Source organism: Geomonas anaerohicana (assembly GCF_016458305.1).
GTDB classification, from domain to species: domain Bacteria; phylum Desulfobacterota; class Desulfuromonadia; order Geobacterales; family Geobacteraceae; genus Geomonas; species Geomonas anaerohicana.
In genome coordinates, this window is sequence record NZ_JAEMHL010000011.1 from 87048 (window position 1) to 111303 (window position 24256).

At 61.8% G+C, this 24256-nt stretch carries 19 protein-coding genes; 3 read left to right on the top strand and 16 right to left on the bottom strand.

What is annotated here, in order from left to right:
• Nucleotides 1–2847 carry a PAS domain S-box protein gene (locus tag JFN91_RS17910; protein ID WP_199390522.1) on the top strand — a complete coding sequence of 949 codons (2847 nt, stop codon included), beginning with the start codon at nt 1–3 and terminating at the stop codon, nt 2845–2847.
• Here the strand turns inward: JFN91_RS17910 and JFN91_RS17915 are convergent.
• From JFN91_RS17915 to JFN91_RS17985, 15 genes are all read right to left on the bottom strand, one after another.
• The gene (locus JFN91_RS17915; protein WP_199390523.1) at nt 2844–4067 is read right to left on the bottom strand and encodes an HD-GYP domain-containing protein; all 1224 of its coding nucleotides are present in this window, start codon (nt 4065–4067) and stop codon (nt 2844–2846) included. The two genes, JFN91_RS17910 and JFN91_RS17915, sit on opposite strands and share 4 nt — an antisense overlap.
• A gap of 276 nt (nt 4068–4343) precedes the next feature.
• On the bottom strand, nt 4344–4892 hold the full coding sequence (locus JFN91_RS17920) for a 2-oxoacid:acceptor oxidoreductase family protein (RefSeq protein ID WP_183348762.1): 549 nt from the start codon (nt 4890–4892) through the stop codon (nt 4344–4346).
• Between the two features lie 19 nt (nt 4893–4911).
• Entirely contained in the window at nt 4912–5724 is an 813-nt protein-coding gene (locus JFN91_RS17925; protein ID WP_183348764.1) for a 2-oxoacid:ferredoxin oxidoreductase subunit beta, read from the bottom strand.
• Nucleotide 5725: 1 nt separating this feature from the next.
• A complete protein-coding gene (locus tag JFN91_RS17930) occupies nt 5726–6859 on the bottom strand; it encodes a 2-oxoacid:acceptor oxidoreductase subunit alpha (protein WP_199390524.1) in 1134 nt (377 codons plus the stop codon).
• Nucleotides 6860–6880: 21 nt separating this feature from the next.
• On the bottom strand, nt 6881–7072 hold the full coding sequence (locus tag JFN91_RS17935) for a 4Fe-4S binding protein (RefSeq protein WP_129126504.1): 192 nt from the start codon (nt 7070–7072) through the stop codon (nt 6881–6883).
• Between the two features lie 175 nt (nt 7073–7247).
• Nucleotides 7248–8201 carry a malate dehydrogenase gene (gene mdh / locus JFN91_RS17940; RefSeq protein ID WP_199390525.1) on the bottom strand — a complete coding sequence of 318 codons (954 nt, stop codon included), beginning with the start codon at nt 8199–8201 and terminating at the stop codon, nt 7248–7250.
• A 64-nt stretch (nt 8202–8265) separates the two neighbouring features.
• Nucleotides 8266–10494 carry an NADP-dependent isocitrate dehydrogenase gene (locus JFN91_RS17945; RefSeq protein ID WP_199390526.1) on the bottom strand — a complete coding sequence of 743 codons (2229 nt, stop codon included), beginning with the start codon at nt 10492–10494 and terminating at the stop codon, nt 8266–8268.
• Nucleotides 10495–11015: 521 nt separating this feature from the next.
• Complete coding sequence (locus tag JFN91_RS17950) at nt 11016–11705, bottom strand: LysM peptidoglycan-binding domain-containing protein (protein WP_199390527.1); 690 nt, start codon at nt 11703–11705, stop codon at nt 11016–11018.
• A gap of 12 nt (nt 11706–11717) precedes the next feature.
• Nucleotides 11718–13502 (bottom strand): aspartate--tRNA ligase, encoded by a 1785-nt coding sequence (gene aspS / locus JFN91_RS17955; protein ID WP_199390528.1) that lies wholly within the window; start codon nt 13500–13502, stop codon nt 11718–11720.
• Between the two features lie 374 nt (nt 13503–13876).
• Nucleotides 13877–14599, bottom strand: a complete 723-nt coding sequence (locus JFN91_RS17960) for a FadR/GntR family transcriptional regulator (protein ID WP_199390529.1) — start codon at nt 14597–14599, stop codon at nt 13877–13879.
• 119 nt (nt 14600–14718) lie between these two features.
• Nucleotides 14719–15960: a (Fe-S)-binding protein gene (locus JFN91_RS17965; RefSeq protein WP_199390530.1), complete on the bottom strand. Its 1242-nt coding sequence runs from the start codon at nt 15958–15960 to the stop codon at nt 14719–14721.
• A 37-nt stretch (nt 15961–15997) separates the two neighbouring features.
• Complete coding sequence (locus tag JFN91_RS17970; RefSeq protein ID WP_199390531.1) at nt 15998–17371, bottom strand: FAD-binding oxidoreductase; 1374 nt, start codon at nt 17369–17371, stop codon at nt 15998–16000.
• A 51-nt stretch (nt 17372–17422) separates the two neighbouring features.
• Entirely contained in the window at nt 17423–18115 is a 693-nt protein-coding gene (locus tag JFN91_RS17975) for an LrgB family protein (protein WP_199390532.1), read from the bottom strand.
• A complete protein-coding gene (locus tag JFN91_RS17980; RefSeq protein ID WP_199390533.1) occupies nt 18112–18477 on the bottom strand; it encodes a CidA/LrgA family protein in 366 nt (121 codons plus the stop codon). The genes JFN91_RS17975 and JFN91_RS17980 overlap by 4 nt, the downstream gene beginning before the upstream one ends.
• A 135-nt stretch (nt 18478–18612) precedes the next feature.
• Nucleotides 18613–20562: an L-lactate permease gene (locus JFN91_RS17985; protein WP_199390534.1), complete on the bottom strand. Its 1950-nt coding sequence runs from the start codon at nt 20560–20562 to the stop codon at nt 18613–18615.
• A 439-nt stretch (nt 20563–21001) separates the two neighbouring features.
• On the opposite strand from JFN91_RS17985, the gene JFN91_RS17990 reads away from it, so the two are divergent.
• Together JFN91_RS17990 and ldhH are read left to right on the top strand one after the other, a co-directional pair.
• Nucleotides 21002–21553: a LutC/YkgG family protein gene (locus tag JFN91_RS17990; protein ID WP_199390535.1), complete on the top strand. Its 552-nt coding sequence runs from the start codon at nt 21002–21004 to the stop codon at nt 21551–21553.
• Nucleotides 21550–23685 (top strand): L-lactate dehydrogenase (quinone) large subunit LdhH, encoded by a 2136-nt coding sequence (gene ldhH, locus JFN91_RS17995; RefSeq protein ID WP_199390536.1) that lies wholly within the window; start codon nt 21550–21552, stop codon nt 23683–23685. Before JFN91_RS17990 ends, ldhH begins: the two co-directional genes overlap by 4 nt.
• Nucleotides 23686–23765: 80 nt before the next feature.
• On the opposite strand, the gene JFN91_RS18000 is transcribed toward ldhH, so the two are convergent.
• Nucleotides 23766–23993, bottom strand: a complete 228-nt coding sequence (locus JFN91_RS18000) for a hypothetical protein (RefSeq protein ID WP_199390537.1) — start codon at nt 23991–23993, stop codon at nt 23766–23768.
• Between the last annotated feature and the right edge of the window lie 263 nt (nt 23994–24256).

Sequence of the window (24256 nt, forward strand, 5' to 3'; positions counted from 1 at the left end):
TTGTCCATTCCCCTCAGTTGCATGGTCGCGTATGACATCTATCGGGAGATGCAGGAGACGGTGGCCCACACCAAGACGTCGCTGCGCACCCTCGTCCAGATGATGGTCAGCAACACCGGCGGCAAGATCGAGCACGCACGCAGAAGCCTGGAGCTCCTCGCCGAGCGCCCGCTGGTGAAGCGGATGTCGTCCACCAGCTGTGACCCCGCCCTCAAGGATTTCCACTACCTGAGTCCCGACTATACCAACGTCGTCTATACAGACGTCGATGGGACGACCGTCTGCTCTGCCGTCCCCCAACCCGGCGGTAAACCCGTCAGCGTCGGCACCATGCCTTGGTTCCGCAAGTTCCTGGAAGAGAAACACTTCATGGTCGGTTCCCCCCACTTCGGCCCCATCACCGGGAAATGGGTTTCGGTGCTGAGCGCGCCGATCCGCGACGACAACGGCGAGTTGGTAGGAGCAATCCACCTTCCTCTCGACCTCAGCGCCTACGATCCCGGCATTCCGTCTCAGTACCTCCCCAAGGGGAGCCGCTACGGTTTCGTAGACAAATCCGGTGTGCTGATCTGGCGCAACCAGGATCCCGACCACTCGATTGGCCGGCTGCCCAAAACCGACACGGGCCGAGCGATCATCCAGACCAGGGACGGCGAGTTGGTGAGCACCCCTGCAGACGGCATCCCGCGATTTTATTCAGTGAAACCGGTTCCCGGCACCGACTGGATTGCGTTTGTCGGGGTGCCGGTCAGCACCATACAGGCGGAAGCACGCGCAGTCGCCTGGCGCGCAGCCATGGTGGCCTTGTCCGTGATGGCCGTTCTCACACTGCTCGCCTTCCGCATCGCGCGCAGCATCACCAAGCCGATCGCCGGCCTGGCAAAGGTAGCCCACGCCGTCCACGGCGACGTTTCAGGGAAGAGGGCGGCCGTGACCGGTCCGCCGGAAGTGGCCACGGTGGCGCGGGAATTCAATGCCATGCTCGACTCACTCGGGCGGCAGGACGCCCAGTTGCGGGCGTTTTTGAACAACAGCGCCGTCATCGCGTGGCTCCAGGACGGTAACGGCAGGTACGTCTTCGCCAGCAACAACTTCCTGAACCGCATGAAGCTGACGGCGGACCAGGTCATCGGCAAAACCAACTACGACATCTGCCCCAGGGACCTGGCGGACGCCTACCGCAACAACGACCAGCAGATCCTCACAAGCGGCCGCCCCATGGAGTTCATCGAGCAGGGCATCGAGCCGGACGGTACCGTCTCCTGGTGGCTCTCCCACAAGTTCCTGTTCGACGAACCAGGGGGGAAGCGGTTCTTAGGCGGGCTCTCCGTCGACATCACCAAGCGCAAGCAGGCGGCGGACCGCGACGAGCAGATCCTCAAGTCGACCATGGACGGCTTCTGGCTCATCGATGACACCGGCGTGCTCAAAGAAGTAAACGAGACGGCCTGCGCCATGCTGGGGTACACGCAGGAGGAAATGCTCGCCCTGCGGGTTACCGACATCGACGCCGTCCATGACGAGGCGGCCTTCGAGCAACGTCTGCAGGATCTCCGGCGGGCCGGGAAATGCTTCTTCGAATCCCGACATCGCCGCAAGGACGGCGACGAGATCAGCGTGGAAATATCGGCTGGGTACCTGCCCGGGGAGAAGGTGTTCCCGGTGTTCGTCCGCGACGTTACTGCGCGGAAACTGCTGGAGCACCAGCTGCTCCAATCGCAGAAGATGGAGGCCATCGGCCAACTTGCGGGGGGTGTCGCCCATGATTTCAACAACATCCTCACCGTGATTATCGGTTACGCCAACCTGCTCGGCTACGGCGGCGAGCTCAGCCAAAGCCAGAGTGAAGCGGCCAACCGCATCATCGACGCATCCGAGAAGGCCGCACAACTGACCAAGGGACTGCTGGCGTTCAGTCGCAAGCAGGTCCTCAACGTCAAGAGGAACGATCTGATCGAGGTAGTGCGGCACGTGCAGAGCTTCCTTGCGCGCATCATCGGCGAGGATATCAGGCTCGACATGATCAACCATGAGGCGACCATTCCGGTGCAGGTGGACGGAGGGCAGATCGAGCAGGTACTCATCAACCTGGCCGCCAACGCCCGCGACGCCATGCCGGGGGGTGGTGTGCTCACCATCGAAACCGGCACCGTAGAGATTTCCTCGGACGCCGAAGTCGCCGACCATATCCTGCCCGGCAGATATGCCTTCCTCTCCGTTTCCGATACCGGCTGCGGCATGGACGAGGCAACCCGTTCCAAGATTTTCGAGCCCTTTTTCACCACCAAGGAGGTGGGCAAGGGGACCGGACTCGGCATGTCCATCGTCTACGGCATCGTGCAACAGCACAACGGCAGCATCGAGGTCCTCAGCGAACCCGGAAAGGGAACCACCTTCAAGATCCTGCTCCCCAGTGCGGAAGAAAACCAGGACGGGGTGGAAGAGAACACCGGACCAGTGCCGGAAGAGATACTCAGGGGGGAAGAAACCGTCCTGCTGGTCGAGGACGAGGAAAGCGTCAGGGAGCTCGTGACCAAGGTGCTGGCCAGGTACGGTTACCGCGTGCTCCAAAGTAGCGACGGAAGAGAGGCGGTAGCGATGTTCCGCGCCCACCGCGACGAAGTTGCGCTGGTGGTCATGGATATGATCATGCCTGGCATGAACGGCAAGGCCGCCTACGAGGAGATCCGTAAGGAGAGACCCGGGACGAAGGTGCTCTACCTCAGTGGGTACACAGCCGATTTCATCAAGGACCGTGGTGTCTCCGAGGAGGTGATCGACCTGGTCATGAAGCCGGTGCAGCCCACGGAACTCCTGAAGAAGGTGCGCGAGCTCCTGGACAGCTAGCCCCTACCCTTTTCTGCCGCCTTGCCCTCCAGCCCCAGCTTCGGCACGGAACTGTCGTAAATCATCTCGAACATGTGCTCGATCCTGAAGAAGGCGGCCAACACGGCGGGATCGAAATGGGCGGCAGGGTTGATCCGGTCGTCTCCGTTTCTGAACACATCCAGGGTCTCCTGGTGGGTCATGGCGCCCTTGTAACTGCGCCGGGAACGCAGGGCGTCGTAAACGTCGGCGACCTTCACGATCCGCCCCGAGAGCGGGATCCGCTCTCCCTTGAGACGCTTCGGGTAGCCGGTGCCGTCCCAGTTCTCGTGGTGCGAGATGGCGATCTCCCTCGCGATCCTGAGCCTCGGTGAATTCCCTATGATCTCCGAACCATAGGCGGGATGCTGGCGCACCAGCTTCATTTCCCTCGGGGTCAGCCTACCCTCTTTGAGCAGGATCTCGGTCGGAATGCGGATCTTGCCCACGTCGTGCATCTGCGCGGACATCGACATATCCTCCACGAACTCGGTGTTGAACCCCATGTTGGCCGCAAGCGCCCCCGCGTAGCGGTTCACACGCACGATGTGGTGCCCGGTATCCGGCTCGGCCGCTTCACAGGCTCGGGCCAGGGCCTGGATGGCGTAGTGGAAGGCATGCTCGGTCTCGCGCATGCCGTTGGAAACGGTGATGAGTGAACCGATCATGACCGCGGCACTTCTGAGCACGTCGGCGTCGTACTCAGTCACATGGCCGGCATAGTTGAAGGCTTCGATCACGCCGCGGACATCACCGCTGATGCGGCAACTCACGAAGTTGAGGATGGGCTCGCCCATGGCCGCTACCACCTGCGGATGGAAGAAGGTTTGGAACTCCTCCACGGTATCACAACTGTCAGTCCAGTTCAGTGCCACCGCTTCGCTGCCCCCCTCGACCATGAGCAGACTGCTGGCGTAGGTGGAACCGGGTTCGATGGTGATCTGGTCGGAGCGCTCCAGGAGTTCGCCGTGCCTTAAGTGAAAAACGCGACCGTTGCAGCAGACCGCACCGGGGCCTTCGTTGGCGATAAGGATGCCGCTGGGCCCGCGGCGACCGTTGCCGCCCAGCAGTTTCCCAAGCACCTCGCGGTACAGTTCGTCGCTGCTGAACTTGCGGCGGGTCAGATCTTTCAGGGTCTCGTCGGTCAGCCCTATGAGATCGAGGGTCTGTCTGAGCGCCATGTGACACAGTTCCTGGGGCATTCTCTCTTCCTTTGTTGCTGAGGTGCTGGAGTGGCCTCTTCTTTATAACTGATGACAGGCAAACTTCAACGGCATTGTAATTTAACGCAATGACGCAAAGGTGCAAAGACTGCAACAGCATAAAACCAAGACTCTGGCCTTAAAGCCCTGCTGTATTTGCTTTTGTTTTGCCTCTTTGCGCCTTTGCGGCTCCGCGTCTTTGCGTTAAAGCTTTTGGAATAAAAAAAGGCCCGGCTGTGAGGCCGGGCCTTTCCTTTGTTACTGGTGTCAGGACAATTAGGCGCGTGCTGCGATGGCTTTCTCGTAGCCCATCTGGAACGCCTTCTTGTTCAGCTCCATGAAGGCCTCCGGCACGCGTGCCAGAACTGCCTTCTCGGCGCCTTCCTTGGTGACCACACCGGTCAGCGCCACCATGGCGCCCAGCGCCACGATGTTGGCCACGATCTCACGGCCGACTTCGTTCTTGGCGGTGTTGATGATCGGGAAGGCAACGGTGTTGAAGTTCCCTTTGGGGACGTTCTTCACCAGGTCGGAGTCGATCAGCAGCACCCCGCCCTCTTTGAGGTCGTGGGAGTACTTGTCGGCTGCTTCCTGGGTCAGCGCGAGCAGCGCGTCGACCACGGTCGCCTTCGGGTAGTCGATCATGGTGTCGGAAACGATGACCTCCGACTTGGATGCACCACCCCTTGCCTCGGGGCCGTAGCTCTGGGACTGAACTGCCTGCTTGCCGTCATAGATGGAAGCGGCTTCTGCCATGATGACGCCGGCGAGGATGAGACCCTGCCCACCAGCCCCGGAAAATCTGATTTCATATCTCTGAGACATCTGAGGTTCTCCTCCTTTGTTATTTCTTGGCGCGCTCAATGACCTTCGCGTATTCGTCGGTGTAGTTCGGACGCTCTTCCTTGTACAGAACACCGGTGAGGATCTTGCCTTCGAGCTGCTCGGCAGTCATCTTCTCGGCGGCCTTGACCGGAACGGCGATGTCCTTCAGGCGGTTCATCATCTCGATGACCGACTTGAACTTGTTGCGGCGACCGTAGGTGGTCGGGCAGTCGTCCAGGATCTCGACGACGGAGAAGCCTTTGTGCTGGATGGCTTCCGCAATCAGCTTGTCGATCTGGGTTGCGTGGTATGCGGTGCCGCGGGCCACGAAGGTGGCGCCGGCGCCGATAGCCAGCTTGGCGACGTCGAATGCCGGGTCGGGGTTGCCGTACACGGTGGTGGACGCCTTGGCGCCGGTCGGGGTGCAGGGGGAGAACTGGCCGCCGGTCATGCCGTAGATGTTGTTGTTCATGATGATGTAGGTCATGTCGATGTTACGACGGCAGGCGTGGATGAAGTGGTTGCCGCCGATCGCGGTACCGTCGCCGTCGCCGCCCACCAGGATGACGTTCATCTCCGGCTTGGCCATCTTGACGCCGGTTGCGAAAGCGGCGGCGCGGCCATGCGCGGTGTGCAGGGTGCAGAAATCCATGTAGCCGGGGAGACGCGAAGCGCAGCCGATGCCGGAAACGATGGCGGTGTTGTCCTTCTGAAGACCAAGGGTGTCGATCGCGCGGATCAGGCCTTTCATGACAATGCCGTGACCGCAGCCCGGGCACCAGATGTGCGGCAGCTTGCCGGGACGGATGTACTTATCGTAATCAAAAGCCATGTTACTTAACCTCCTTGATCTTTTCGAGGATCTGCCCCGGGTTGATCGGCTCGCCGTCAACGCGGAAGATGCCGTGGACCGCTGCCTTGCCTTCTGCGCAGCGCTTCACTTCACCGGTGCACATGCCGAGGTTCATCTCCGGAGTGATGAACGCCTTCACCTTGCCGGCGAGAGCGGCGATCTGCTTCTCCGGGAACGGCCAGAAGGTCTTGATCCTAAACAGGCCGGCCTTGATCCCCTGCTTCCTGGCCTCGTTCACTGCGAAACGGGCGGAGCGGGAGGTGGAGCCGTAGGCAACGATGGCGACTTCGGCGTCGGCAAGTTCGTACTCTTCGAACTGGACGATGTCGTCGATGTTGGCGTCGACCTTGCGCACCTGGCGCTCTTCCTCGGCCTGCACCCAGGCAGCCTTGGTGGTCGGGAAGCCGTCCTGGCCCTTGTTGAGGCCGGTCACGTGGAAGCGGTAGCCGCTACCGAAAGCGGCCAGCGGCGGCACGTCGCCGAAGCTGGTGTCGTACGGCTTGTACTCGGCCGGGGAAACGCTCGGAGCGGTCCTGTTGATGACTTCCAGCTCGCCCGGCTCCGGGAACACGATGCGCTCACGCATGTGGGCCACGATCTCGTCCGGCATGACCATTACCGGGGTGCGGTATTTCTCAGCCAGGTTGAAGGCGCGCACGGTCTCTTCGAACAGTTCCTGCACGGAGGCCGGGGTGAGGCAGATGGCCGGGTGGTCACCGTGGGTGCCCCACTTGGCGCACATGACGTCGGACTGGGAAGGGCCGGTCGGCATACCAGTGGAGGGGCCGCCCCTCATGACGTTGACGATGACGCACGGGGTCTCGGCGATGCAGGCATAACCGATCAGCTCCTGCTTCAGGGAGAGGCCCGGGCCGGAGGTCGCGGTCAGTACTTTAGCGCCGGTAAGCGAAGCGCCGATGACGGAAGCCATGGCACCGATCTCATCTTCCATCTGAATGAATTTACCGCCGATCTTCGGAAGCTCGACAGACATAACCTCTGCCACCTCGGTAGAGGGTGTAATCGGATAACCGCCGAAGAACGTGCACCCGGCGTAGAGTGCCCCCTGTGCGGCAGCTTCGTTCCCCTGAAGGAATGCAACTTTTTTAGCCACTTTCATACCTCCTAAGATTGTTTACGATACTTTGATTGCAAAATCAGGGCATCTCAGCTCGCACTGCATGCACTTGATGCAGGCCTCAAGGTTCTTGACGCTTGCCACAAAGCCCTTCATTTCCAAGACCTTGGTGGGGCAGAATTCCACACAGATGTGGCACCCCTTGCAGTACTTCTCGATGATCTCGATGTTCGCCGGTGTTTTCTCCATCAACGTAGCTCCTTTGACAAATTGCCCTCGCAGGCTGTGCAAATTGTGGGGTTATAACACATAGTGTTTACAAAATGCAAGTGCTCGGATTTTGGCCCAAACTGTCTGTTTTTGTAAAAAGGGGGTAGAGAGGGGAAACCTCCCTACCCCCTGGTAGTACCACTCAAGCTGCCAATTACTTCATGGAACCAACGAGTTCCTTAACGGCGGCAACCGACTTGTCCATCATGGCCTGCTCTTCGGCATCCAGTTCGAACTCGAGGATCGCCTCGACGCCGTTCTCGCCCAGGACGCAGGGAACGCCGACGTAGAAGCCTTTCACGCCGAACTCGCCGTTGAGGTATGCGCAGGTCGGGAGAACGCGCTTCTGGTCCTTCAGGATGGACTCTGCCATGCAGATGGCGGAGGAAGCCGGGGAGTAGAAGGCGGAACCGGTTTTCAAGAGGGCGACAACCTCGCCGCCTGCACCGCGGGTCCTCTTCACCATGGCGTCCATGATTTCTTTGGCCTTAGCCTTGTCCTTGTACTTCTTCTCGAGCAGTTCCATGACCGGGATGCCGTTCACGGAGGCGTAGCGCACCAGCGGCACCATGTCGTCGCCGTGGCCGCCCAGGGTCATCGCGTTCACGTCCTTCACGGAAACGCCCAGTTCCCAGGCGATGAAGGTCTTGAAGCGTGCGGAGTCGAGGACGCCGGCCTGGCCGATGACGCGGTTGTAGGGGAAGCCGGTGATCTTCTGGCACAGGGTCACCATCGCGTCGAGCGGGTTGGAGATGACGATGACGAAGGAGTTCGGTGCGTGAGCCTTGATCCCTTCCGCGACGGAGGTCATGATCTTGGAGTTGACCTCGATCAGGTCGTCGCGGCTCATGCCCGGTTTACGGGGGAGACCCGCGGTGACGATGACCACGTCGGCGCCGGCGATGTCTTCGTAGCTGTTGGTACCCTTGAGGCAGCAGTCGAAGCCGTCAACCGAGCCCACCTCGGCGATGTCCAGCATTTTGCCCTGCGGCAGGCCTTCCACGATGTCGAACATCACCACGTCACCCAGTTCACGCAGAGCGCAGAGCTGAGCAAGGACGCCGCCAATCTGACCACCACCGATAAGTGCGATTTTCTTACGTGCCATGTTTTCTTCCTCCGTTAAATAAATGTGATGTGTACGGTACAACGGAATTTACTGTTTACGCCTCTTAGACGATAGAGTCAATGATCGCGTTCAGGGTTGCGCTCGGACGCATAGCAGCTTCGGTCTTGGCATCGTCCGGGTGGTAGTAGCCGCCCATGTCGACCGGCTTGCCCTGGGCGCCGATGAGCTCGGCGTTGATCTTCTCTTCATTGTCCTGCAGTGCCTTGGCAACCTTGGCGAACTTGGCGGCGAGGTCAGCGTCCTTGGTCTGGGCGGCAATGGCCTCGGCCCAGTACATGGCCAGGTAGAAGTGGCTGCCGCGGTTGTCGATCTGGCCTACCTTACGCGCCGGGTTCTTGTTCTGATCCAGGAACTTGGTGTTGGCGGCGTCGAGGGTCTCGGCGAGGAGAGCAGCCTTGTCGTTCTTGAAGGTGGCTGCCAGGTGCTCGAGGGAGACGGCCAGGGCCAGGAACTCGCCCAGGGAATCCCAGCGCAGGTAGCCTTCCTGCTGGAACTGCTGTACGTGCTTCGGAGCGGAACCGCCCGCACCGGTTTCGAAGAGGCCGCCGCCAGCCAGAAGCGGGACGATGGAGAGCATCTTCGCGGAGGTGCCGAGCTCGAGGATCGGGAACAGGTCGGTGAGGTAATCCCTCAGGGCGTTACCGGTGACGGTGATGGTGTCTTTGCCGGCCTTGGCCCTGGGCAGGGTGAATTTCATGGCCTCTACCGGGGACATGATGTGGATCTCGAGACCGTTGGTGTCGTGGTCTTTGAGGTAGGTGTTCACCTTCTCGATCATCTGGGCGTCGTGGGCGCGGTTCTTGTCGAGCCAGAAGACGGCCGGAGCGCCGGTGGCGCGGGCACGGCTGACGGCAAGCTTGACCCAGTCGCGGATCGGGAGATCCTTGGCCTGGCAGCCGCGCCAGATGTCACCCTGCTCGACCTGGTGCTGGATCAGCACTTCGCCGGCGGCGTTGACGACGCGCATGGTGCCGTTGAGCGGTGCGACGAAGGTCTTGTCGTGGGAGCCGTACTCCTCGGCCTTCTGTGCCATGAGGCCGACGTTGGAGGTGGCGCCCATGGTGGTCGGGTCGAACTGGCCGTTTTTCTTGCAGAAGTCGATGCACTCCTGGTACCACTCGGAGTAGCAGGTATCCGGGATAACGCACTTGGTGTCGGCAAGTTTGCCGTCCGGGCCCCACATCTTGCCGGAATCGCGGATCACGACCGGCATGGAGGCGTCGATGATGATGTCGTTGGAAGCGTGCAGGTTGGTGATCCCTTTGTCGGAATCGACCATGGCCAGCGGCGGCTGCTTGGCGTAGGTGGCCTGGATGTCGGCCTCGATCTCGGCCTTCTTGCCTGCCGGGAGCTTGTCGAGTTTCTTGTACAGGTCGCCCAGGCCCAGGTCGGCGTTGACGCCGATCTCTTTGAAGGTCGCCTCGTGCTTCTCGAAGACGTCCTTGAAGTAGACGGAGACGAAGTGCCCGAAGATGACCGGGTCGGAGATCTTCATCATGGTCGCCTTCAGGTGCACGGAGAAGAGGATCCCTTTGGCCTTGGCGTCGTCGATCTGCTCCTGGATGAACTTACGCAGAGCGCGGACGTTCATGAAGGAGCCGTCCAGCACCTCGCCGGCCTGCAGCGGGAGTTTCTCCTTGAGCACGGTGACGTTGCCCAGGTTGTCCACGAACTCGATCTTGGCGGTGGTGGCCTCTTTCAGGGTCACCGACTTCTCGGAGTGGTAGAAGTCGCCGGCGCTCATGTTGGAGACGTGGCTCTTGGAGTCGGCAGCCCAGGCGCCCATCTTGTGCGGGTGCTTCTTGGCGTACTCTTTGACGGCCTTGGCGACACGGCGGTCGGAGTTGCCTTCACGCAGTACCGGGTTGACGGCGGAACCGAGCACCTTGGCGAAGCGGGCGTGCAGCGCCTTCTCCTCGTCGGTCTTGGGCTCTTCCGGGTAGTTGGGGATGTTGTACCCCTGGCTCTGCAGCTCGGCGATGGCGGCTTTGAGCTGCGGAATGGAGGCGGAGACGTTGGGGAGCTTGATGATGTTGGCTTCCAGCTTCTGGGTCAGCTCACCCAGGTAAGCCAGTTCGTCGGCGATCTTCTGCTCCGGGGTCAGGTTCTCGGGGAAGTTCGCGATGATCCTGCCAGCCAGGGAGATGTCCCTGGTCTCGACCTCGACGCCGGCTGCCTTGGTGAAGGCGTTGACGATGGGGAGCAGGGAGTAGGTTGCCAGTGCGGGGGCCTCGTCGATCTTGGTCCAAACGATCTTAGTCTGTGTTGTCATGATCTCTCCTTGGGTTTTATACGAAGCTCAAATACAAAATGCTGGGAATGGCAGCGCTGCCATCGCCCGACATGGTGTTTTATTAGCCTGCGGGAGCCCGTCAACAACCTTCCGTCCGTCCCCGAGGAGGGGCCTTCGCGGCGACTCTCGAAATATATAAAGGATTATGGGATGTTAGCAGGATAAGCTGGGATTTCAAATTTTGTATACAGTATACAAAACGTTTTTCACTGTCAAGGGAAAATCTGGGTGAATTTCGTGAGGATTCAAATGAGGCAAGAAGCGGTGCGGCAAGGGAAGCCGGCGGCGAGGGAACCGGCAGAGAGCGTGGAAAAACTGCGGTAAATCGCGTAGCGGCGTAGAATCACGCGGGAAAAAAACAGCGGCCGGCGGCGGGACGCCGGGGGCGCTGGGGCTTGCTCTGGAAGGAGTTCGTCCCCCTGCCCTGCAACGGGTGGAGGCCCGGTCCTTCTTTGCACAAAATACCGTTCAAAAATAGTGTCTAACGAAAAGAACGGACGTCAGTGCAGCGGATGGTCCTGTGCGTAGCGGCGGGCCTCGGCGAAGTCGTCGCGCCCGGCGTTCCTGGGAACGCGCAGCACCTGACCCGGCCAGATGTGTTTGGGGTCCCGGATCTGGTCCCGGTTGGCCCGGTAGATCAGGGGCCAGAGGTTGCGGTCCCCGTACACCTCGGGGCGTGAGGCGATCAGCGGTAGCGACTCGCCACGGCGGACGGTCCAGGAGGCGACCTGGACGGGCTCCTTCACCACCGGCCGGACCTTGCGCCGCTCCGCCTCCGCGGCTTCCCGCCGCGCCTTCTCGGCTGCCTGCGCCCTGGCCAGGCGTTCTTCCTCCAGGCGAGCCAACCGCTCCAGCTCGGCGCGTCGACGCTCCTCGGCCAACCGGGCCGCCTCGGCCAGCCGGCGCGCCTTCTCCGCGGCCACCTCCTGCGCGAGGAGGTCCCCCTTCAGGATCGTCATCTGGAAGTAGCGATCCGCTTCCTCCTGCTCGCTCTCCATGAGGTAGGCGTCTCCCTTCAGAAACGCCTGCAGCACGCTTGCGTACTCGGCCGGCCGCAGCCGTTCCCCGCCTTCGAGCTTCAGCTGGTCCAGCTTGGCCGCAGCCTCATCGCGAAAACGCGGCGGCTGCGTTGCGCAGGCCGCCGCTGAGAGTGAAAGCAGCAGGATTATGAAACGGGCAAAAAGCCTCAAAGAGAGGACGCCCTACTGCTTCGCGGCGAGACGGATGCCCAGGTCGCGCAGCTGCAGCGTATCGACGCCCGAGGGTGCCTCGGACATGAGGCAGGCCCCTTTCTGGGTTTTCGGGAAGGCGATGACGTCGCGGATGGAGTCGGAGCCGGTGATCAGCATCATCAGGCGGTCCAGGCCGAAGGCGATGCCGCCGTGCGGCGGGGTGCCGTACTCAAGGGCGTCCAGCAGGAAGCCGAACTTGCCGCGCGCACTCTCCTCCGAGAGGCCGAGCATCTTGAACATGAGGGACTGCACCTCTTCCTGGTGGATCCTGATGGAGCCGCCGCCGATCTCGTTGCCGTTCAGGACCAGGTCGTAGGCCTTGGCGCGGCAGCGGCCGGGATCGCTCTCCACGTACTGCAGGTCCTCGTCCATCGGTGCGGTGAACGGGTGGTGCACGGCGGCCCAGCGTTTCTCCTCCTCGTCCCACTCGAGCAGCGGGAAGTCGGTGATCCAGACGAAGCGGAACACGTTGGGGTCGGTGAGCCCCATCTTGGCGGCCAGGTGGTTCCTGAGCTTGCCGAGGGAGTCGTTGACGACTTTCGGCTTGTCGGCCACGAACAGGAGCAGGTCGCCTTCCTTGGCGTCGAATGCCTTGTCCATGGTGGCGATCTCTTCCGCGGTGAAGAACTTGGCGATCGGGGACTGCCACCCTTCCGCGGTCATCTTCACATAGGCGAGGCCCTTGGCGCCGTAGATCTTGGCGAACTCGGTGAGGTCGTCGATCTCCTTGCGGCTCATGGCGCCGGCGCCCTTAACGTTGATGCCCTTGACGATGCCGCCGCCGTTGACCACGTCGGCGAAGACCTTGAAGCCGGAGTTCTTGACGATGTCGGAGAGCTCGACCAGCTCGAGGCCGAAACGCAGGTCCGGGTTGTCTACGCCGAAGCGACGGATCGCCTCCTGGTAGGTCATCCTCTGGATCGGGAGCTCGACCTTGACGCCGCGCGCCTCGGTGAAGATGCGGGCCATGAGCCCTTCCATCACGGTGATGATGTCTTCGCGGTCGATGAAGGACATCTCGCAGTCGATCTGGGTGAACTCGGGCTGGCGGTCGGCGCGCAGATCCTCGTCGCGGAAGCAGCGCACGATCTGGAAGTAGCGGTCGAAGCCGGACACCATGAGGATCTGCTTGAAGAGCTGCGGGGACTGCGGCAGGGCGTAGAACTCACCCTTGTTGATGCGCGACGGGACCAGGAAGTCGCGGGCGCCTTCGGGGGTCGATTTGGTAAGGAACGGGGTCTCCAGCTCCAGGAAGCCGTTGTCGGTCAGGTAGGAGCGGGTGAGCTGGGCGACCTTGGAGCGCAGGATCAGGTTCTGCTGCAGCTGTCCGGTACGCAGGTCCAGGTAGCGGTACTTGAGACGGATGTTCTCGTTGACGTCGACGAAGCCGTCCAGGGTGAAGGGAAGTGCCTTGGAGGGGTTCAAGAGCTTGCACTCCTTGACCAGCACCTCGACCTCGCCGGTCTTCATCTTCGGGTTCACGGTCCCTTCCGGACGCGCGGCCACGGTTCCCTTGATGGCCAGGACGAATTCGTTCCTGGCGGTCTCGGCCTTGGCATGCGCATCGGCGTTTCTTTCCGGGTCGAAGACCACCTGGGCGACGCCGTCGCGGTCGCGCAGGTCAACGAAGATGAGACCGCCGTGGTCGCGCCGCTTGGCTACCCATCCCATCAGGACCACGTCCTGACCGATGTGCTCGGCACGCAACTCACCGCAATAACTGGTTCTCTTCCAATCGCCCAGAAAATCTATCATGTAAACCCTCCTTGGTTTTATCTGCAGGGAAATAAATCGCGTAACTATAACCAAAAACAAATTTCGCTTCAACCAAAAAGCACCCCCGCGCCAGCGTGAAACGGTTGGGATGTTGCAGTGGCCCAAAAGCCCCCTCCCCTCGCGGGAGGGGTTAGGGGGTGGGGGTAGGTGCCACATCTGCGATCATGGCAAGGTCACCCCCCTGCCCCCTCCGTCAAGGGAGGGGGTTAGGGGGGGTAGGTGCCACATCTGCGGTCATGGCAAGGTCACCCCCCTGCCCCCTCCGTCAAGGGTGGGGGAGAGTTGGAAACAGCGGAGGCAAAAAAGGCCCGGCAGAGTGCTCTACCGGGCCTTGGGTCCCTTGGCTTTAGTGCTTATTCCGATCCGCGCATGGAGACGTAGGCGGAGCAGCGCTTCTGCGCGAAGTCGAGGTGTTCCAGCATCGCGTCGCGGGCGCCTTCGGGGTTACGGTCGCGGATCATCTCGTAGACCTTCAGATGGTGACTGAACAACAGCCGCTGGTCCTCTTCGGTCAGGTAGACGGCGCGCCAGACGTCGCGCTGAAACTCCTGCATCGCCTCGAAGATGCTCTGCATCATGTGCGACCAGACCACGTTATGGGTAGCGCGGGCCACCAGCATGTGGAAGTGGGCGTCGAAATCCTCGGAGTGCTTGAGATCTTCGAGGTTCTTCCTCATCCCGTCGATTACCGCCTCGATACGGCGGATGTCCTCGGGGAGCGCCCGGGTCGCCGCGTACCACGCGGTCCATGACTCCATCCCCTTGCGCACCTCGATCACGTCGAGGGCACGGTCGCCGTCGATACGGATCAGTTCGGTAAGCGGCATGGTGGCGGAGTTCTCGACCAGGGAGCGGACCAGCGTCCCTCCCCCCTGGTAGGTTTCCACCAGCCCCGACGAGGTGAGGATGTTGAGCGCTTCGCGCACCGAGGGGCGAGAAACGCCGAACAGCTCGGCCAGCTCGCGCTCGGGAGGAAGCTTTTCGCCGGGGTTGAATTCACCCGCCAAAATCGAGCTGCGGATCTGTTCGGCGATCTGAGTCGATACCTTTTTCGGTTTAATCGGCGTAAATTTCATGAGGCACCGATACTACATTAGAGTGGCTAAGGCAACAAAATTTTTAGAGTCTGGCCGCGCCGACCGCGTCAATTTGACGCACACGTAAACATCTTTTCGGCCTGTCGTTCCGCTCCGGCTCAGGCATTGAGGCTCATCTGCAAGAGCTCGGTCAGATGGATCACCTTGACCGGCGGGTTGGCCTCGGAGAGGGCCTTTTTCAGCTGCAAGAGGCAGCCGGGGTTGCTGGTTACCAGGTAGTCGGCACCGGTCTTCTGAACGTTTTGCACCTTGCGTGACAGCACGCGGTCCGACATCTCCGGCTTCTCGATGTTATAGGTGCCGGCCGAGCCGCAGCAGGCATCCGCCTCGGGGAGCTCGCGGAAGTCGATGCCCGGGATCAGGTTGATCAGGGCGCGGGGCTGGCTGCGGATCCCCTGGCAGTGGGCGATGTGGCACGGGTCGTGGTAAGTCACCTTGAGCGGCAGGGGCTTGAGCTTCTCCTTGAGCGTGCCGGCCTCGGTGGCCAGGATCTCGGAGATGTCCCTCACCTTGGTGCTGAAGGCGGTGGCGGCAGCTTCGCCGTCCAGGTGGTGACCGTACTTCTTCAGCTCCGCTCCGCAGCCGCCGCAGTCGGTGACCACGAAGTCGAGCTGTTGTGACTGGAACAGGTCGGTATTGAAGCGCGCCGCATCCTTGAGCCCGTCGATGTCGTGTCCCAGCATGTTGGGGGCGCCGCAGCACTTCTGGTCCTTGGGGGTGATCACCTTGTAGCCCAGGGTGGAAAGGAGTTCCACGGTGGCAAGGCTCGCCTCGCTGAAGATGAGGCTCATGACGCATCCCAGGAAGAAGCCCACCGTCCCCTTCTGTTCGCCGACCGCGGGAGTGACCTCGCTGATGGTCTGGCGCAGCGGGGCCTCGGGGAGCTTGGGCAGCAGCCCCTCCATCCTTCCCAGCGCCGCCGGGAACACCTTCAAAAGCCCGAGCGAGCGGACCACCTTCTGCAGGCCGGTGCGCTGGTAGAGCCTCAGCGGCGCAGTGGCCGCCTCCAGGCGGTCCGGGTGCGGCACCAGCTTTCTCAGGATCAGGTCCTCCATGGTGGAGAGCCCCTGCTCCTGCTTTCTCTCGCAGCGGAACTCTGCCACCAGCTCGCCCGCGTTGACGCCGCAGGGGCAGGCGGAGGCGCAGGCCTGGCAATCGAGGCAAAGGGAGACGTATTCGAGGAACTTCTCGCTCTCCACCAGCTCCCCCTCCTGGAACTTGCGCACCAACGCCACGCGGCCACGCGGGGAGGCGGTCTCCAGGAAGGTTTCCTTATAGGTCGGGCAGTGCGGCAGGCACATGCCGCAGCGCATGCAGTTGATCAGTTTTACGAAATCCATGATGCCCTCTTTTTTCTCTGACTGGTCCGAGGTCCGACTAGAAGATTTTCCCGGGGTTCAGGGTGCCCCTGGGGTCGAAGGCGCCCTTGATGCCGCGCATGACGCGCAGTCCCGACTCGCCCACCAGCTTGGGGAGGTACTTCTTCTTGGCCACGCCGACACCGTGCTCGCCGGTGATGGTCCCACCCATGGCGATGGTCGCCTCGAAGATCTCGCCGAAGGCCTGGTGCGCACGCCTGATCTCGTCGGGGTTTCGCTCGTCAGTGAGGCAGGTGGGGTGCAGGTTGCCGTCCCCGGCATGGCCGAAGGTTCCTATCAACAGGTCGTACTTCTTGGCGGTGTCCTGGATCAGCTTGACCATCGGTGCGATGCAGCTTCTCGGCACGGTGGCGTCCTCGAGGATGGTGGTGGGACGAACCCGGGCCAGGGCGGAGAGCGCCACGCGGCGGGCGGTGGCGAGTTTCAACGCCTCCTCGGGGCCGGCCGCGGTCTGGAAGAAGGAGCAGTGGTGCCGCTCGCAGATGGCACGGATGCCGGCCGCATCCTCCTCCACCTGGGCGGGATGCCCGTCCACCTCAATGAGGAGCACGGCGTCCACGTCCAGCGGCAGTCCCACGTGGGCATAATCCTCGACGCACTTGATGGTGGTGCGGTCCAGGAACTCAAGGGTCGCCGGTATGATGCGGGCGGCGATGATGTGGGACACGGTGAGCGCCGCCTGCTCGAGCTGCGGGAAGTGCACCAGCATGGTCTTCTTCGCCTGCGGCTTCGGGATCAGCTTGACGATGACCTCCGAGAAGACGCCTAGGGTTCCTTCCGAGGAAACGAGTAGCTGGTTCAGGTTGTAGCCCGCCACGTCCTTGACAACCTTGCCTCCGGTCTTCAGCACCTCGCCGTCGGCAAGGATCGTCTTCAGCCCCATGACGTAGTCGTCGGTGACACCGTACTTGAGTCCCCTCAGGCCGCCGGAGTTCTCAGCCACGTTCCCCCCCATGGTGGAGATGTTCATGCTGCCCGGGTCGGGGGGATAGAAAAGGCCCTTGGCCTCCACTTCGCGGTGCAGCGTCGAGGTGATGACGCCGGTCTCGACCGTGGCGGTCAGGTTCTCCTCGTCGATCTCGACGATACGGTTCATCCTGCTGGTCTGCAGCACGACGCCGGCATCGAAGGAGATGGAACCGCCGGAGAGGTTGGTCCCGGAACCGCGCGGGGTTACGCGCACACCGGCTCCGTTGCAGAGCGCCAGCACCTTGGAGATCTCCTCGGAACTGCCCGGAAGGACCACCGCGCCGGGACGGCTTTGCAATTCGGGAGTCGAGTCGTAGCCGTAGCAGGCAAGTGATTCAGGATCGGAAAGGGTATGTTGCTCCCCCACTATCTCCGAGAGCGCTTTTATAAAACTCGTTTCCATGACGATGATTCCTTTCTTGGCTAATTGGATTGTCCGTGACCACCTGTGCCGCTACTGCAGGAACAGGGGCAGATAATACGGTGCTACCAGTGCGGTGAAAACTGCGGCGATGGCCATGGCCACGCCACCCATCGCCCCCGCGGTCTCGCTCTCCAGCAGGGCCACCGCGGTCCCCTGCCCGTGCGAGACGGTCCCGAGGGCCAGCCCGCGGGCAACCGGGCTCTGCACCCGGCACAGGGAGAGCAGCGACGGCCCCATGATGGAGCCGATCATGCCGGTGGCGACCACGAAGGCGGCGGTCAGGCTCGCGTCCCCACCGGCAAGCCGGGAGATCTCCACGGCGATCGGCACCGTTACCGACTTGGGCCCCAGGGAGGTGAGCACGGTGGTGTCCAGCTGCAAGAGACGTCCCGCCCCGAGCGCGGCCGCCATGGTGGCGAGGGATCCGGCCATCACCCCGGCCATGACCGGCAGCATGTGTTCCCGGAGCACCATCCGGTTGTGGTACAGCGGCAGCGCCAGCGCGACTGTTGCCGGGCCGAGCAGGTAGGTCATGACCTCCTTGGCGGGACGGTAGTCGTCAAGCCCGAGGCCGGTGCCCTTGAGCATCGTTATTATCGCGACGGTGCTCAGGAAAACCGGGTTCAGCAACGGGTGCCGGTAGGTGAGAAAGAGCTTCCGGGTCGCCAGGTAGCAGGTCACGGTAATGACGACGAAAAAGGAGAACAAGAGGACACCGCTCACCGGTCCCTCCTTTGCTGCAGCTGCTGCACCGCGGTTCCGGTGACCGCGGCACCGACCAGCGCGCTCACTATCAGGATGACCAGCAGTTCCAGCCCGCTTTGACGCATCAGTCCGCCGAAGGAGATGAGCCCGACCGAGATCGGGATGAAGAAGAAGGCGAAGTGCTTGAGCAGAAAGCCGCTGCCCGCCTCGATGAGGCCAGGCTTGACGATGCCGCTGGCAAGAAGGGCGAACATGATCAGCATGCCGGCGACGTTGCCCGGCAGGGAGAGGTTCAGGGCACCGACCAGCCAGACGCCGCAGCGAAATACCAGCCACAGGAACACGATCTGCCAGCATATGTCGAACAGCTTTCTTGCCATGAGGCATGCACCGGCTTTGCCCTGCTCTCCAGGGAGAGGCAGGCGCGCTTGAGAGAAAAGGGGCGGTGGTGGAGGTAGCGGCAGCCCCGGGTGGATCCGACTCCGGGGCTGCCGTTTCGTGCAGTACTGCTGCCGTTACGGGATCATCCAGGTGAAGACATAGGCCTGCAGCGCGATGATGATGCCCATGACCGTGGTTAGGAACAGGGCGTGCTTCAGGGTGAAGCGGAACAGGTTTCCTTCTTCGCCGACAAGGCCGGTGGCGGCGCAGGCGACGGCGATGGACTGCGGGGAGATCATCTTGCCCATGACGCCGCCGCTGGTGTTGGCAGCGCCGGTCAGGAGCGGGTTCATGCCCAACTGCTCCGCGGTCACCTTCTGCAGACCGCCGAAGAGGACGTTACTGGAGGTGTCGGAGCCGGTCAGGAACACGCCCAGCATGCCCAGGAACGGAGAGAGGAACGGGAACATGGCGCCCGCCTTGGTGAAGGAGATGCCCATGCTGGTGGTCATGCCCGAGGCGTTCATGACGAAGGCAAGACCGACCACGGAGGCCACGGTGACGGCGGGCCAGCGCATGTCGTACAGGGTCTTGCCCAGCACCTGGAAGAACGAGCCGACGCCGACGCCGCAGATCAGCGCCGAGATGATGGCCGCGATCAGGATGGCGGTGCCTGCTGCCGACATGAAGTTGAAGGTGAACTTGGCGGGAACCTTGGCCGGGAGCTGGTCGGTGACGGCCTTGTCCAGCGCCTTGAACTGCGCCTTGTCTACCGTCTTCGCTTCCACCAGTTCCTTCTGTACCTTCTGCAGGTCCTTCTGCTTCTTGTCGACCGCGTCGTAGGCGGCCAAGCGCTCGGCAGTGACCACCGCCTTGCCGGCGGGGAGGCTCTGCTCTACTGCCAGCACCTTGTCCTCGAGCGCCTGCAGTTCGGTCAGGCCGACGGCCAGGGCAGCCTGCTTGGGATCAGCCGGGGAGAGCAGCGCCGCCTGCTTGGCAGCTTCTGCTTTCACGGCCGCAACCTTCTTGATACCGTCTTCCGGCTTGGAAACCTTCTTCACGATGGCGTTGTCCAGACCGGCGATGGGGATGACGACCTTGCTCTTGTCGAGAGCGGTCTTGACCGACGGGATGCCCCAGATCAGTACCATGATGGTGAGCACGAGGTACGGTGCCCAGGCGCGGAACATCTCGGCGCCGGTATAGTCGTGGCTTTCCTTGCCGGTAAACTCCGGCTCGTGGTCGAAGGTCCAGACCGTGGCCGGCTGCCAGAACTTGAGCAGAATGACCAGGGCAGCCAGGGTGAGCAGCGAAGCGGTGACGTCCGGCAGATAGGGGCCGAGGTAGCTCGCGGTGCCCCACTGAGCGAGGGCGAAGGTGACGCCGCAGACGATGATGGCCGGCAGCACCTCGATGGTTTTCTTCCACCCCACCATGATCATGATGACGTAGAACGGAATGAACACGGAGATGAAGGGGAGTTGGCGACCGACCATGGTCGAGAGCTTCATGAGACCGGCGTCGTCGTAACCCATGACGCCGGCAAGAGCGACGACCGGGATGCCGATGGCGCCGAAGGCAACCGGAGCGGTGTTGGCGATGAGACAGACGCCTGCGGCGTAGAAGGGCCTGAAACCGAGACCGACGAGCGTGGCGCCCGCGATGGCGACCGGGGTGCCGAAGCCGGCGGCCCCCTCGATGAAGGCGCCGAAGCAGAAGGCGATCAGGAGCGCTTGCAGGCGGCGGTCACCGGTGAGCCCGGCCAGCGACGCCCTGATGATCTCGAACTGCCCTCCCTTTACCGTGATGTTGTAGAGGAGGATGGTGGTCACCACGATGTAGAAGACGGGGAAGAGACCGAAGGCGGCGCCGTGCAGCGTGGCGAGCCCGGCGAGCTTGGCCGGCATCTGCCATACAAAGATGGCGATGGCGATGGCGGAGGCGACCGCCAGGGGGCCCGCCTTGTGAGCCTTCATCTTGAATACGGCCAGACAGACGAAGATGACGACGAGGGGGATGGCGGCAACCAGCGCGGACATCGCGAGGCTTCCCGCAACGGGGGTGTAGCTCTGAATCCATGGCATGACTGTAGTTCTCCTTTGGTTCGTGATGCTGGTATGGGCGGCAAAAAACTGGCTATCTCAATTCAAGTGGAATAGGTTCGGAACGGCCCCTGCTAGCTGACGCCCATTGCCTGACTTGCGGAGAACTGGGCAATCAAACCAAGTTATACATTTTGGTAAGGCCAATTAACCACCTTTTCAGAACAGTGTCAAGTTATTTTGCATACGCTATATAAATGGCTTTACTCAGGCTATTTTTTGGACTAGGATATTTTGGCCATATGGTAATATCTTTTTTATCATATGCCTCGGAGCCATTTCGCCGAACGAACGTATGACACAAAAATCGAACAGGTTCCAAGGGATTTAAAACAGCTTTACCCTGATCAAACGGTCGGCGCTCAAGAAGTCGCCCCTCGGTGCAGCGGGTAATGCCAAAAGTGATGGAGGAAGAACAGCTATGTACGAGCAATTTAAGGCCAGGGCAGTCGGGGTCGGGGCGGAAGTGCACCGGGTCGGCACCTGTAGTGACGCGGTCGAATTCGTCCTCTCATTTTTAAAACAGGAGGGGGTTGCCGAGACTCCGGGCAGCTACGCGGTCTGGGCCGAGGGCCCTTTCCTGGAGACGGTAGACCGGGGATCGCTGGCCGGGGTTCCCGGGCTGGGCTTCGAGGTGACCAGGGAGCGCGCGGCACAGGCCAAGGTCGGCATCAGCGACATGTCGTTTGCCGTTGCCGATACCGGCTCGCTGGTGCAGGACCAGGCGGCTCCGGACCAGCGCCTCGCCTCCGCGCTCACCGGCATCCACATCGCACTGGTACCTTCCGGCAACATCGTTGCCGACAAGACCGCCCTCTTTGCCCGTATCAATCCGAAAAACAGCCGCTACATAGCCTTCATCACCGGCCCCAGCCGTACCGCGGACATCGAGCGGGTGCTGACCATCGGGGTACACGGACCGGAGCGGCTCATTATATTGTTTGTCGACGAGCTGGGAGGGGAGCAGATATGAAACAGGAATTCAAGGCAAGCATCAACCGGGCTTTGAACGACGCCAACCTCACCGGCGCGCTGGGCAAGTTTTCCGAAGCCTACAAGGTGAACCGCACCAAGGCGTACGAGGGGATCGACTTCGAGGATCTGCGCGGCCGCATCGCGGAGGCCAAGTCGGCGGCAGCCTGCCACCTGGACGAGGTGGCGGAGACGTTCCGCAAGAACGCCGAAGCACTGGGCGCCAAGGTGTTCCGCACCCGCGACCCGGAAGAGGTGAAACAGTACATCCTCCAGGTGGCACGCGACAACGGCGTGAAGAACGTGGTCAAGTCGAAGTCGATGGCCACCGAGGAAATCCACCTGAACCAGGCCTTGCTGAAGGAAGGGATCTCGGTGGCGGAGACCGACCTCGGGGAATGGATCATCCAGCTCGCCGGCCAGACCCCGTCCCACATGGTGATGCCCGCCATCCACATGACCAAGGAGGAAGTCGCCGACATCTTCAGCAAGGAAGTGAACGAGCGGCTGGACACCGACATCCCGCGCCTGGTCAAGGTGGCGAGGAACGAGTTGCGCCCGAAGTTCCTGGAAGCCGACATGGGCATCTCCGGCGGCAACATCGCCGTCGCCGAGACCGGCTCCATCGTCCTGGTGACCAACGAGGGGAACGCGCGTCTGGTGACCACCCTGCCCCGCATCCACGTGGCGCTGATCGGGGTCGAGAAACTGGTCGAGAAGTTCGAGACGGTGGTACCGATCCTCGACGCGCTCCCCAGAAGCGCCACGGCGCAGTTGCTCACCAGCTACGTCTCCATCATCACGGGCCCTACCCAGAACGATGACGGATCCCAGAAGGAGCTGCACATCATCCTGATGGATAACCAGCGCACCGAGATGGCCAAGGATCCCAAGTTCAAGCAGGCGCTGCAGTGCATCCGCTGCGGCTCCTGCCTCAACGTCTGTCCCATCTTCCGCCTGGTCGGCGGGCACGTCTTCGGCAAGGTCTACACCGGCGGCATCGGCACCATCCTCACCGCTTGGTTCGACGAACTGAAGAAGTCCGAGGAAATCCAGGGGCTGTGCATCCAGTGCGGCAACTGTACCCAGGTCTGCCCCGGTAAGCTGGACATCCCCGAGATGATCATGGAGATCCGGCGCAGGCTGGTGCTGGAAAAGGGACAGCCCCTGGTACAGAAGGCGATCTTCAGCGTGGTGAACAACAGGAAACTCTTCCACGGCATGCTGCGCGCCGCCTCGGTCGCTGGCAAGCCCTTCACCTCCGGTAAGTTCATCCGGCACCTGCCGCTGTTCCTTTCCGAACTCACCGACGGGCGCAGCCTCCCGGCCATCGCCGAGAAACCGTTCCGCGACCTCTACGCGGGCATCGAGCAACCCAAGGGGAAGGAGAAAGCGGTCTTCTACGCCGGTTGCCTGATCGATTTTGCCTACCCGGAGACCGGGGTCGCGCTGGTGAAACTACTCAACAAGGCCGGGATCGAGGTGATCTTCCCCGAGGAGCAGACCTGCTGCGGCGCACCCGCACTCTACAGCGGCGCCTACGAGGTAGCGGCACAAAACGCCGCCGACAACATCACAGCGCTCCTGGAGCAGGATGCCCAGTACGTGGTCTCCGCCTGCCCCACCTGTACCGTGGCGCTCGCCCACGACTTCGCCAAGACGCTCGAGGCGGTCGGGCGGACCGAGTGGCTGGACAAGGCGCGCAAACTCGCCGAAAAGACCATCGACCTCGCCACGCTGGTGAAGCGCCTGGTGGACGAAGGCCGCCTCAGCTTCCAGGAAGGGGCGGACCTCGGCAAGATCACCTATCACGACTCCTGTCACCTCAAGCGGACGCTGAAGGTGTCGGAACAGCCGCGCGAGCTTTTGCAGCAGGTGGGCTACCAGGTCGAGGAGATGTTCGAGTGCGACATGTGCTGCGGCATGGGGGGCTCCTACTCCATGAAGCTGCCGGAGATTTCCGCGCCGATCCTGAAGAGAAAGCTGAAGAACATCAAGGATACCGGCGCGCCGCTGGTGGCGATGGACTGCCCGGGATGCGTGCTGCAGATCAGCGGCGGGTTCGATCAGGACGGGGCGCCGGTGCGGGTGAAGCACACGGCCGAACTACTGGCGGAACGACTGAAAGATTGAGGTAGGGGCAAAGCAGGAAAAGGAAAAGCCGCTCGGAAGAGCGGCTTTTCTCTTTGCAGCGGACTACTACCACATCCTTGTTACGCCTTCAGTTTGGCAGCCTCCGGTTTGCCAAAGAGCGCCTTCACCGCGCCGATGACCAGCATGGCTGCAGGAACCATCTGGCCCGCGACGATGACAGCGGCAAAGCCCATGAAAGCCCAGACAAGGATGCCAGGCTCATCCGCCTGCGCACCGTTAGCGGCAAAAGCCGACGTTGCCGATGCGACTGTTGCGATGATCGAGGTGATAGGTGCTTTCGCTCTCATGACATCCTCCTTTTAGGATCGGTTGTTAGCCTGCTGGCTTCATGAAGAGCATCATCCGTGCCAGAGGCGAAACCGCCCCTACCGCAAGGTCAAGACCTCGAAATTTATAGGGTTTACGGACACCATCAAACTACGGCGCAACCACCGTACCGCGTCGATAGTATGTTTTTTTCATACACCTAGCTCCGCACTTTCCGCCCACCGCACCAATCCTCTGCGACAACACCTTGAAAACACATCCGTTATGCCCCGGCACGAGGGTG

Excerpts from the sequence above, each read along its gene's own strand:
- JFN91_RS17915 (WP_199390523.1), bottom strand. The coding sequence starts at position 4,067 with ATGCCCCAGGAACTGTGTCACATGGCGCTCAGACAGACCCTCGATCTC.
- JFN91_RS17920 (WP_183348762.1), bottom strand. The coding sequence starts at position 4,892 with ATGTCTCAGAGATATGAAATCAGATTTTCCGGGGCTGGTGGGCAGGGT.
- JFN91_RS17925 (WP_183348764.1), bottom strand. The coding sequence starts at position 5,724 with ATGGCTTTTGATTACGATAAGTACATCCGTCCCGGCAAGCTGCCGCAC.
- JFN91_RS17935 (WP_129126504.1), bottom strand. The coding sequence starts at position 7,072 with ATGGAGAAAACACCGGCGAACATCGAGATCATCGAGAAGTACTGCAAG.
- mdh (WP_199390525.1), bottom strand. The coding sequence starts at position 8,201 with ATGGCACGTAAGAAAATCGCACTTATCGGTGGTGGTCAGATTGGCGGC.
- JFN91_RS17945 (WP_199390526.1), bottom strand. The coding sequence starts at position 10,494 with ATGACAACACAGACTAAGATCGTTTGGACCAAGATCGACGAGGCCCCC.
- aspS (WP_199390528.1), bottom strand. The coding sequence starts at position 13,502 with ATGATAGATTTTCTGGGCGATTGGAAGAGAACCAGTTATTGCGGTGAG.
- JFN91_RS17960 (WP_199390529.1), bottom strand. The coding sequence starts at position 14,599 with ATGAAATTTACGCCGATTAAACCGAAAAAGGTATCGACTCAGATCGCC.
- JFN91_RS17965 (WP_199390530.1), bottom strand. The coding sequence starts at position 15,960 with ATGGATTTCGTAAAACTGATCAACTGCATGCGCTGCGGCATGTGCCTG.
- JFN91_RS17970 (WP_199390531.1), bottom strand. The coding sequence starts at position 17,371 with ATGGAAACGAGTTTTATAAAAGCGCTCTCGGAGATAGTGGGGGAGCAA.
- JFN91_RS17980 (WP_199390533.1), bottom strand. The coding sequence starts at position 18,477 with ATGGCAAGAAAGCTGTTCGACATATGCTGGCAGATCGTGTTCCTGTGG.
- JFN91_RS17985 (WP_199390534.1), bottom strand. The coding sequence starts at position 20,562 with ATGCCATGGATTCAGAGCTACACCCCCGTTGCGGGAAGCCTCGCGATG.
- JFN91_RS17990 (WP_199390535.1), top strand. The coding sequence starts at position 21,002 with ATGTACGAGCAATTTAAGGCCAGGGCAGTCGGGGTCGGGGCGGAAGTG.
- ldhH (WP_199390536.1), top strand. The coding sequence starts at position 21,550 with ATGAAACAGGAATTCAAGGCAAGCATCAACCGGGCTTTGAACGACGCC.
- JFN91_RS18000 (WP_199390537.1), bottom strand. The coding sequence starts at position 23,993 with ATGAGAGCGAAAGCACCTATCACCTCGATCATCGCAACAGTCGCATCG.